7 protein-coding genes are annotated in these 10,930 nt (G+C 40.3%); 4 read left to right on the plus strand and 3 right to left on the minus strand.

Features of this window, described 5'->3' with window-relative positions; genetic code table 11:
* Positions 1–5 precede the first annotated feature (5 nt).
* The 4 genes from LPH68_RS17410 to LPH68_RS17425 all read left to right on the plus strand — a co-directional run bounded on the left by LPH68_RS17410 (position 6) and on the right by LPH68_RS17425 (position 7,728).
* Positions 6–557 (plus strand): hypothetical protein, encoded by a 552-nt coding sequence (locus tag LPH68_RS17410; protein WP_004308256.1) that lies wholly within the window; start codon positions 6–8, stop codon positions 555–557.
* A complete protein-coding gene (locus LPH68_RS17415) occupies positions 541–4,209 on the plus strand; it encodes an ATP-binding protein (RefSeq protein ID WP_008771185.1) in 3,669 nt (1,222 codons plus the stop codon). Before LPH68_RS17410 ends, LPH68_RS17415 begins: the two co-directional genes overlap by 17 nt.
* Positions 4,206–5,066, plus strand: a complete 861-nt coding sequence (locus tag LPH68_RS17420; protein ID WP_004314783.1) for a hypothetical protein — start codon at positions 4,206–4,208, stop codon at positions 5,064–5,066. Before LPH68_RS17415 ends, LPH68_RS17420 begins: the two co-directional genes overlap by 4 nt.
* A 571-nt stretch (positions 5,067–5,637) precedes the next feature.
* On the plus strand, positions 5,638–7,728 hold the full coding sequence (locus tag LPH68_RS17425; protein WP_134993551.1) for a BT4734/BF3469 family protein: 2,091 nt from the start codon (positions 5,638–5,640) through the stop codon (positions 7,726–7,728).
* Between the two features lie 100 nt (positions 7,729–7,828).
* On the opposite strand, the gene LPH68_RS17430 is transcribed toward LPH68_RS17425, so the two are convergent.
* The 3 genes from LPH68_RS17430 to LPH68_RS17440 form a co-directional block, all read right to left on the minus strand.
* Positions 7,829–8,263, minus strand: coding sequence for a DUF6078 family protein (locus LPH68_RS17430; RefSeq protein WP_151923511.1), 435 nt, complete (start codon positions 8,261–8,263; stop codon positions 7,829–7,831).
* Between the two features lie 140 nt (positions 8,264–8,403).
* The gene (locus LPH68_RS17435) at positions 8,404–8,979 is read right to left on the minus strand and encodes a hypothetical protein (protein WP_151923512.1); all 576 of its coding nucleotides are present in this window, start codon (positions 8,977–8,979) and stop codon (positions 8,404–8,406) included.
* 108 nt (positions 8,980–9,087) lie between these two features.
* Complete coding sequence (locus tag LPH68_RS17440; RefSeq protein ID WP_151923513.1) at positions 9,088–10,833, minus strand: ATP-dependent endonuclease; 1,746 nt, start codon at positions 10,831–10,833, stop codon at positions 9,088–9,090.
* Positions 10,834–10,930 lie beyond the last annotated feature (97 nt).

Genomic DNA, 10,930 nt, shown 5'->3' on the forward strand with positions numbered 1-10,930 from the left:
TGACTATGAAATATACTGAAGAGATATTTAATATACTTAGCAAAGGGGGATTCATTTCTTCCAATAGTGTCTCTACCCAAGTGAAACGCTTGTATGATGCCATTGAGGAAGATTTGCCCGATTATTATGATTACTATAAAGGCATCGGTTTTTATCTGGAAGGTGGTGACGGTTATTACTACTTTACTCGCAAGGAATCGAAAGTCGATTTGGAACGTAAACTGGAAGCAATTCAGAAGTGGATTGATTACTTGAGTTTCCTGAAAACCTATCATTCGGCATTCGGCCCGGGCTTTCTGTTTCGTGCTGCTGATATTGAGATTCAGATAGGATGCGATATCGAACTGAAAGAAAAGGCAACTAAACTGTTTTCGGATAAGAAGAAATATGATGAAGTAGTCGGCAAACTGCTGAAAGAACTGGAGAGTATAGGACTGATAGAGAAAGAAAACGAACTTGACGGGACGTATAAAGTATTGTCGGCTTTCCATTATATGGAGGACTTGGTTGATTGTATCACAATTTCAGAGGAGGTGCAAGATGAGATACCTGAATAAGATTATTTTTCTGAACAGTGCCCATATTCCGTATGCGGAAGTGAAGTTGGATGGGAACGTACATTTTATAGGTACGCAAGGTGTCGGTAAGAGTACGCTGCTCCGTGCCATCCTATTCTTTTATAATGCTGACAAACTAAGACTAGGCATTCCGAAGGAGAAGAAAAGCTTCGATGCTTTTTACTTTCCATACGCCAATTCTTACATTATCTATGAAGTGATGCGGGAGAATGGGGCGTATTGTGTGGTAGCTGCCAAATCCCAGGGACGGGTGTTTTTCCGTTTTATTGATGCGCCATTCCAACAGGACTGGTTCATTGACGAACACAATGTGGTACATTCCGAGTGGGGACGCATCCGCGAACATATCGGTTCGAAGATTCAGATTACTGCACAAGTGACTAGCTATGAAATGTATCGGGACATTATTTTCGGTAATAACCGCAAGCATGAAATGATACCTTACCGCAAGTTTGCCATTGTGGAAAGTGCAAAATATCAGAATATTCCCCGTACGATACAGAACGTCTTTTTAAATTCCAAACTGGATGCTGATTTTATAAAAGATACCATTATCCGTTCGATGAGTGATGAGGATATCTCTGTCGATTTGGACTTCTATCGTAGCCAGATAAAGGAATTCGAGCAGGAATACAGGGACGTGATGCTTTGGTTTACAAAGAACAAGAATGGAGAAGTGCCTGTCCGGAAGATGGCGGAGAAAGTAATGAACGCCTATCGTGACTTGATTTATACTCAAAAGCAGATTGGTGAAGGGCGTGCGGAGCTTAACTTTGCGGAGAAACAGGCTTTGCATGAGATTCCGTTAGTGAAGGAAGAACAGGCTAAAGCGGAGACGGAACGTGAACGGTTGCTGCGGCTTATGGGTGAACTGCAACAAAAGTACACCAATGAGCGTGATGGCTTGATTAGGGATATAGGTATAATAAACGATTTGCTCAAAAAGATACGTGAGAAACGTCTGCATTACGAGCAGATGCAGATTGAAGAAATCATCAAACGGGTATCTTGCGAAGAATTACTGATTCAGGAACTTGAACAAGTCCGGAATATGAAATCGGAACTGACAAGGGCTTATGAGGACGTATTGAGTAAGTACCGATTGCTGTTTGAGAAACTGGAAGCTGATTTCCGTACTTTTGAGAATAGCCAGCAAGCACGGATAAATGCTCGGAATGCGGAGATTGCCGGCAAGCAGGAAGAATTGATGCAACAACTTCGTGTGGAAGAAGAGAAAGTAAGGGCAACGCAAGAAGAGAAAGTGCAGACTGTGGATAATCGTATCCGGCAGTTGCGCGATGAACAGGCACAGTGTAACCTGAAACTTCAAAAGGTGAAATACGAACATCCCCATCAAAAGGAAATGTCCGATTGTGAAGACGGCATCAACGAACTGCGCAAAAAGGACAAGGAACTGGAACATAGCATCCGTCAGCAACAAGGAGAAATAAAGCAGTTGAGGCAGGAGTGTGAATGGAAAGTGAAAGAGTTGAAATGGGAATTTCAGGCAAAGATGGAGACCGTTCGTAAAGAACGGAGCGCGATTGAAGAACAGTTACAAACATTGGATGCCTTGATTGAGAAACGAAAAGGTTCTTTGTGTGAATGGCTGGAGAAGAACAAACCGGATTGGCAGGAGACGATAGGCAAGGTGGCGGATGAGGAACTGGTGTTGTACAACAATGAACTGCAACCTCAATTAGTGAATAAGGAAGCTACTTTGTTCGGCGTTTCACTCAATCTGACAGCAATCGAGCGTTCTGTCCGCACTCCCGAGGAAATGAAGCAGGAGCGCGACAGGCAACAAGCAGCCCGGCAACTCTGTACCGACCGTCTCACCCGACTGACGGAAGAAGAGGGGGAAGCTGTTTCTTCTTTGGAGAAGAAGTATTCGAAGCAAATACATAGTATTTTGGAAGAACAACATCTGATGGAAGCCGAGCGAATGCAGATTCCTGCAAAATTGAAGAATTTGCAGGCTGATTACGCCTCATGGAAGACGAAAGAGGAGGAATGGAAAAGAGCTTGTGTCGAAGAATTACAGGCGCAACTGAATGATATCGGTCATCGTCTTTATGTGGCGGAAGGCGAGAAGGAGAAGCATTTGGCGGAACGGGAAAAACTGTTGAAAGCTTGCCGGAAAGTGTATAATGACAGCAGGACGGAACTCCGGAAGGAACTGGAGGAGTTTGTTGCCGGCATTCAGCAAGAGATAGAGCGGATGAAACAGCAAACTGCGGAGCGGAAAAAGGAATTGAAGCAGGCGCAGGAGAATGAATTGAATGGAAAGGGTGCTGATACGGTCACTATCCGCAAGTATGATGACAGGCTTGCCGAAATAAATAAAGAATTAGATTATATAGGTAAATCCCGCCCGCAAGTTCTTTATTATGAAAGAGACAAGGAGGAACTGTTTGATAAAGAACCTGCTACGCGAAGCCGGAAGAAAGAACAGGATGCGAAGCTAGTTGCATTGGACGAACGTTTCGCTCTGAAAAAGGAGAAGTTGCAGGTTCAGAAAAAAGGGGCGGACGAGCACCTCGACCGGATTAACAAGGAATTGCACTTATTGGAGGATGGATTGAATAAAGTGGATATGTTCCGGAAAGATGAAACTTTCTGTCCGCCTTCTGTGACAGAAATAGGAGAGAAGCCTACCCGGAAAAATTGCGATGTTATTGTGGAAGAGTTGAAGTCGCTCATCGTATCCACTATCAGAAAAACAGAAGAATTCAAGAAAGCGGTGACGCAGTTCAATGGAAACTTCTCGTCAAAAAACACGTTTCATTTCCGTACGGAACTGGTTGGAGAACAGGATTACTATGATTTCGCTTCCAATCTGTGCGAGTTTGTGGATAATGATAAGATTTCCGATTATCAGAAACATATCAGTGAACGGTATACGGATATAATCCGCCGGATTTCGCAGGAAGTGGGAGGACTGACCCGTAATGAAAGCGAGATACACAGAACAATAAAGGATATCAACGACGATTTTGTCAAGCGGAATTTTGCCGGAGTAATAAAGGAAATAGCTCTTCGCCCGCTTCAGAGCAGCGATAAACTGATGCAGTTATTGCTGGAGATTAAACGGTTTAGCGATGAGAACCAATATAATATGGGAAAGGTTGACTTGTTCTCGCAGGATTCCCGTGAAGATGTCAATGCGGTGGCTGTCCGGCATTTGTTGTCGTTTATGAAATTCCTGCTCGACGATCCGGGACGCAGGCGGTTGGCGCTTGCCGATACATTCAAACTGGAGTTCCGCGTGAAAGAGAATGATAATGACACGGGATGGGTGGAGAAGATTGCCAATGTAGGTTCCGACGGTACGGACATTCTGGTGAAAGCCATGGTCAATATCATGCTGATTAATGTATTCAAAGAAAAGGCGTCACGTAAGTTTGGTGACTTTAAAATCCATTGTATGATGGATGAAATAGGCAAGTTACACCCCAACAATGTGAAAGGTATTTTGGACTTTGCCAATTGCCGGAATATTTTGTTGGTAAACAGTTCTCCCACTACTTACAATGTGGAAGACTATCGTTATACCTATTTATTGAGTAAAGACGGGCGGTCAAATACCCAGGTTGTCCCATTGTTAACCTATAATAAGATAGAAAAATGAGTGGCAGTTTATTTACATTGGCAATGGCGAGGCTGGTTCTGAAAATGCTGGGCGGTGAGCTCATACCTTACACAAAGTTTGATGGACTGATAGCAAATAGATTAATGGATGAGGGAATCATCACTATTGTTCCCCGAGGGAGTAAGCGTAGTTTTCGTATGATTGACCCGGAAGGATGCCGTATCTACATCTCCCAGAATTATACTTCCGGCATGGAGCTGGAAGATTGGATTGAGATGAAGAACTGTCCGGATGAAGTGTCACGTTCGGAGCAAGTGGCGAAGGCGGGGGACTCTAAATTGAGATATACCCGTACGTTCAAAGGTTTTCTCCTTAATTGTTATACGCCTATAGAAGCTACGTTTCATGGCGAACCATGTGTGCTTTCTCCTTTGCAAGGCACTTCTATTTTCATGCAGGATTACGAATATTTCCGTATTCCTGAAGATGTTGTAGTAGTGGGTATAGAGAATGGAGAGAATTTTCAGCATATCCGTGCCCAAAAGTACTTGTTTGAAGGAATGAAAGTTCTTTTCGTGTCCCGTTATCCGCAATCGAAGGATTTGTGTAACTGGCTAAAGATAATTCCCAATCGCTATATTCATTTCGGAGACATAGATTTGGCTGGCATTTCTATCTTTTTAAATGAATTCTATGTCAAATTGGGCAACCGTGCGGAATTTTTCATTCCTGCGGATGTGAAGAAACGCCTCAAGGACGGAAACCGGCAGCTTTATGATAATCAGTATTTGCGTTATAGGGCTATGTTGGTTTCTGACGAACGTTTAAGGCCATTGGTGGCAATGATTCATAAATATGGGAAAGCGTATGAACAAGAAGGATATATAAAGTATTAAATTAGTCATATCAGCATCTCTATGAAATAAAAAATAAAATATATCTGTCATCTGTCACAGATTATAATCTAACTTGCAGAGTATAAGTATTTAATAGTGTGACAGCACAGTGTGACAGCAGTGTGATGGCAATAATGCTGTCACCTAGAAAACAAAGACAAAATAAAGACGCTGCTCGAAAATAAATAGTATCAGCCATCAATGGATTAGTAGTTCAATTTATTATCCTCGTACTTATGAGTTGTGTCCTGCCTTGAAACCAACAGTTTCAAGGTGCGAAACTTTAGTTTCATACGCTTGAAACTATAGTTCCAATTGCTTGAAACCATTGGTTTCTCACCGATGAAACTACAGTTTCCCTTAGCTGGAACTTTAGTTTCAAGCAGGGAAAACTAATTTGCCCCGTAATTCGGCGGTGGCAATCCCGTTTCTTTCGGTTAAAGAGATGCTTGATATATCAATAATTTTCTGTATTAAAAACTTGTTTTCTTTGCTGGTTTCGGATATTATGACTAATTTAGCAGTCTCAACGATCACAAAGGCGCTGACAAAACAATTTATTATCAAATTAATGAAAATTACTCAATTTCGTAAGAATGAAGATACGATAGCGCTCAGCGTAATGGATCTTGATATACTGGTAAATAAGATAAAGACAGAAATAAAATCCCGTCCTGTTTCTACATTCAGAGAACATCTGCGATATACCCTTTCCGATGAACGGTGTATGTTTGCCGATAAACTGCCCAAGATAATTCCTGCCGCTGAATTCCGAAAAGTAAACGGTCAGAAACAGATGAAAAGCTACAACGGTATTGTAGAACTGACCATTGGCCCTTTATCCAATAAGTCGGAAATCGCTTTAGTGAAACAAAAAGCCTGTGAGCAACCACAAACCCGTTGTGTTTTTATGGGTTCAAGTGGCAAAACTGTGAAAATATGGACTACCTTCACCCGACCGGACAACTCCCTTCCCAAAACACGGGAAGAAGCGGAACTATTCCATGCCCATGCTTATCGACTGGCTGTGAAATGTTATCAGCCCCAAATCCCGTTCGATATACTTCCCAAAGAACCGACTCTGGAACAATATTCGCGATTATCCCACGATCCGGACATCATATATCGTCCGAATTCAGTCCAATTTTATCTCTCTCAACCATCATCAATGCCCGAAGAAACCACTTTCCGTGAAGCGGTTCAGGCGGAGAAATCTCCATTGACCCGTGCCGTACCGGGATATGATGCGGAAAATGCCTTCCTGATGCTTTTCGAAGCCGCTTTTCGGAAAGCTTATGCCGATCTCCGGGAAGCGGGGCTCGAATTGAGCAAAGACACATGGCATCCTTTAGTTGTCCAACTGGCTAAAAACTGTTTTGCTTCGGGACTTCCACAAGAAGAAGTTGTGAAACGTACTGTTTTCCACTTCTATATGTATAGACAGGAAGAGCTTATCCGGCAAATGATTGGCAATATATATACCGAGTGCAAAGGTTTCGGCAAGAATATCAGCCTGACTAAAGAGCAGCAACTCGCCTTGCAGACTGAAGAATTTATGAAACGCCGCTATGAATTCCGTCATAATACCCAAATTGGTGAGGTAGAATATCGTGAAAGGCTTTCTTTTCGTTTCCGTTTCAATCCTCTCGATAAACGTGCGCTGAACAGCATTGCTTTGGATGCACAGATGGAAGGTATCCCGTTGTGGGATAGGGATATTAGTCGTTATATTTACTCCAACCGCGTCCCTGTATTCAACCCGTTGGAAGATTTCCTCTACCGGCTTCCCGCATGGGACGGTAAAGACCGTATTCGTGCATTGGCAGCCACCGTCCCTTGTAAGAATCCGTATTGGATGGATTTGTTCCACCGTTGGTTCCTCAATATGGTTTCTCATTGGAAAGGAAGCAATAAAAAGTATGCAAACAGTGTTTCGCCCTTACTTGTCGGACCGCAAGGGACACGTAAATCCACCTTTTGCCGGAGCATAATGCCCCCTTCCGAGCGTTCCTACTATACTGACAGCATTGATTTCTCCCGAAAGAAAGATGCCGAACTTTACCTCAATCGTTTTGCGCTTATCAATATCGATGAATTTGACCAGGTGAGTTCGACACAACAAGGCTTTCTGAAACATATTCTGCAAAAGCCTGTACTGAATGTGAAGAAACCTCATGGCAGTGCCGTGCTTGAAATGCGTCGGTACGCCTCATTCATAGCTACAAGTAACCAGAAAGACTTGTTGACCGACCCTTCCGGCAGTCGTCGTTTTATTTGCATCGAAGTGACCGGAGTGATTGACACCAACCGTCCGATAGACTATGAGCAGCTTTACGCACAAGCTATGTACGAATTGGAACATGGCGAACGTTACTGGTTCGACCAGGAGGAAGAAAAGATCATGGTGGAAAACAACCGTGAATTTGAACAAGTCCCGCCGGAAGAGCAACTTTTCTTCCGTTATTTCCGTGCCGCACAGCCTGAAGAAGGGGAGTGGTTGTCTCCAGCGGAGATTATGGAAGATATTCAAAAAGGCAGTTCAATCCCGATGTCTGTCAAGAGGGTTAATTCCTTCGGAAGAATACTGAAAAAGCAAGAAATACCTTCCAAACATACGCGTAGCGGTACTCTTTATCATGTCGTAAGACTAATAACCAGGTGATGGCAAAAATGCCATCACCCTGCCGTCACCTCTTGCTGTCACAGTCTTATCGGTTCATTACTAAACTATTAACCCCTAAACTGTGACAGATGACAGCAACTTACCAAATATATTCTTCTGTGTAATGTTGGTAAGTTGGTTCTTCTTTTATCCCTTTATTACGGAATAGTTGTCTGATATAGGCTTGGTCTTTAGGCATAAGCCCTCGTTCTCCGCGATAAAACCTGTAATATCCTGTTTTCCCATAGTGTCCTACCAATTGCATTCTGATACTGACTGCATCCTCATAAGGGATTCTGTCGAGCAACCGTTTTAGTCCCCACGCCACATGAACTTTGACAGCAGTCTTGAAACATTCGCATTGGTTTCCATCCGCAGGATAACGTGCCGGATTAACGATGGAGATATAAAGGTAATCGGCTGTTTCATTTTGTGCAGCTATGTAGCGCAAACATTTCGAGGCTTGTGGGCATTGGTCATTGAAACACCGGGAGAAATTGTAGGGGACAGACAGACTGTCGGGTTCTTCTTTCATCTTGTTGGGTTTATTTTATTTGTGAAATACTGTTGTAAATATAGCAAACAGAATTCTCCACAAAAGTAGGGCTTTATTTTGGGAATGGGAAGCGTTTGGATTATTTTATTTGTATATAATAGGAATTTTCATTATGCTCCTTATGCATTATTTGCATCTCTTATTCTCTTTCTTATGTCTTCACGTAGCTCTTTGTTTATTCTCATTAATCGTTCATTCTCAATATTTAGGTAATCATTTTCTTTTTTCAATTCATAGGCTTTTTTTATTGTCAGGGCAAAACGTTGTTGCATAGGGGATACTTCTAATAGTGTTTCATCTATATGATTAAGTCTTTTAATATATTCAGTGAAACTTTTTTCATCATTGACTGCATTGGATTGATCGTAAAATTGAATTACTTCACATTTAATATTTTGAAATTCTTCATATTCAATCTTATAGGTGTAATATTCGATATTGTTAATGTCTATTTTGTACCAATATCGCAGTTCACTGTCTCTGTGACTTTTAGGTATAGGTTCACGATGTCGATTAAAAAATGCGATTCTTTTTCCTTTTCTATCTAACAAACCGTAATAGGGGTAATGATACTCTATCTCAATAGCGATAGGGTGAATATACTGATGTATAAATTTATTGTTAAAAAGTTCTTTGTCCCACTTCTTTTCTGTAGTAGTGGAGGAATGAGGAAAATATGGAAACTTGTCTTTCATAAGGAATGTGTTTAATAATTCATAAAAGTAGAATGATTTCTTTTCTTTGAATGAGTATTAGAAGAAAAAGCTCATAACTACTTTAATCTGTTATCTGAACTATCTTGTTTAAATACTGTGATTTGAATCGTCTATTGAGATTGTTTTATACGTTTTTTTATCATTCTCGATTGTTTCTATCGTTTTTGCGATAGATTCTACATGTTCTTGATCATGCCGAATTTTACATTCGCCTAGTATATCTTTTAGCCAATTTAGGCAAGGAACATCTTGGTTGATATCCTTGATTGTTTCAACAAAGAGGAATGCATTCAGAGGTTTATCCTTCCCATTCGATAAGTTGTATTTATGGGCGTTCTCAAAATTAGCGTTGTGGACATATCTGTTTGATAATCCGTTTTCAATAATATTGGCAGCTTCCACTTTCTTCCATATCTTTTCATTAAGACTCCATGCTGCACTTGTTTTTTGTCCATTAACTGTATTGATTAGCTTAGAATCTACATCATGGATTGGATAATGTTTGATATGAAATGCTGTTAAGATGTCTTGGAAAAATGGAATGTTCATTTTGGAACCTGTGTTTAAGACAAAGATTTCTTTCTCTGGAAAGAACTTGTTTAATAGTTCTCTATATACAATGGTTTCAGTATCTCCTTCTACCAATAAAACCTTATCTGCATAAAAAACTTCGCATATATGAGGATTAAATCTGTTTATCATTTGTACTCTTTCTTTCGAATACATTTCTGTATAAACTCCAGTTTGTACTTGGTATGTGATAGTCTCTTCATCCTGATTTTTAACAACTCTAATAAGCGAAGAATGATCTTTCGATATGTCAATCATCATAGGTGAATGTGTGGCGCACAATATTTGATATGGTTTACCGGGAGCTGCTAGATTATACAATTCTTCGCGCAACTTAAAAGTGATTTTTGGATGTAAAAAAAGTTCTGGTTCTTCGTATAAGATAATGTACTCCTTTCGATGCGATTCTTCTTGCATATTTAATAAAAAGGTTATGAAATTGAAGAGCGCCTGTCGTATGATACCATGACCGCTTCTTTGAAAAGAATCTTTTCTGTCTATTCCATCTTTTTGTATGGTAATTGTATGATTCTTTTTTAATAGATCTTCTACTTTAATGTTTTCGGAGGTATTGGCTTCTATGCTAAGCTTTAATCCGTCAAATACGTGTTGGAAAGATTGGTTGAGTAATTCATCTTGTTGTTGGATAGTGGCACAACCAATAACGCAGTTCTGTAGATTACGTATTTCTTGAAGAACTTTTTCATATTGTTCCTGATGGTTATCTTTCAAAGATTTTAAATATTGATCTTGAATCAACTTGTTCACTTTCTCCCCTAAAGAAGCTTCATCTTCCATGGCATTTATTGAGATTGGAGTAGGGGCTGCTTTGCCGAATAAACTATCAAATCCCCCGAATCCGTTAAGAACCCAGTGTCCTTCATTAGGAGAAAATGTATATTTCTTGAAATCTTGATTAATATTGTTCCATTCTTTCTTTATTTTAATATATCCATCACTATTCACCCACTTAGTAGCCCAGTCTGGGTCTGATTTGGAATAGGATTTATCTTTATCATCATCTTTCTCTAATTCAAACCATCCTTCCATTTTTATTGTATTGGTGATATCCTGATTATAGAAATCATCTAAAGTCGCTTTCTGCTTGGAATTAGTGAAGAATTCGTAGGCTCTTAAAAAAGTGGATTTACCAGTATTGTTTTGTCCTATAAGAAATATAATATCAGACTTTTTGAACTGAATTTCATTATGCTCTCCTTTTAAACCTCTGAAATTTTGAACCTTAAATTTTACTAGCTTCATGTTTTGATTATTTGTGGTTTATAATTTGTGACAATGTCTCGATTTAAGAGATTAACCCTTTTGTTGTAAAATAAATGATTGATAAATAGTAGTTTGC

It is taken from the genome of Bacteroides sp. 1_1_30, from assembly GCF_020982715.1.
Lineage (GTDB): Bacteria > Bacteroidota > Bacteroidia > Bacteroidales > Bacteroidaceae > Bacteroides > Bacteroides xylanisolvens.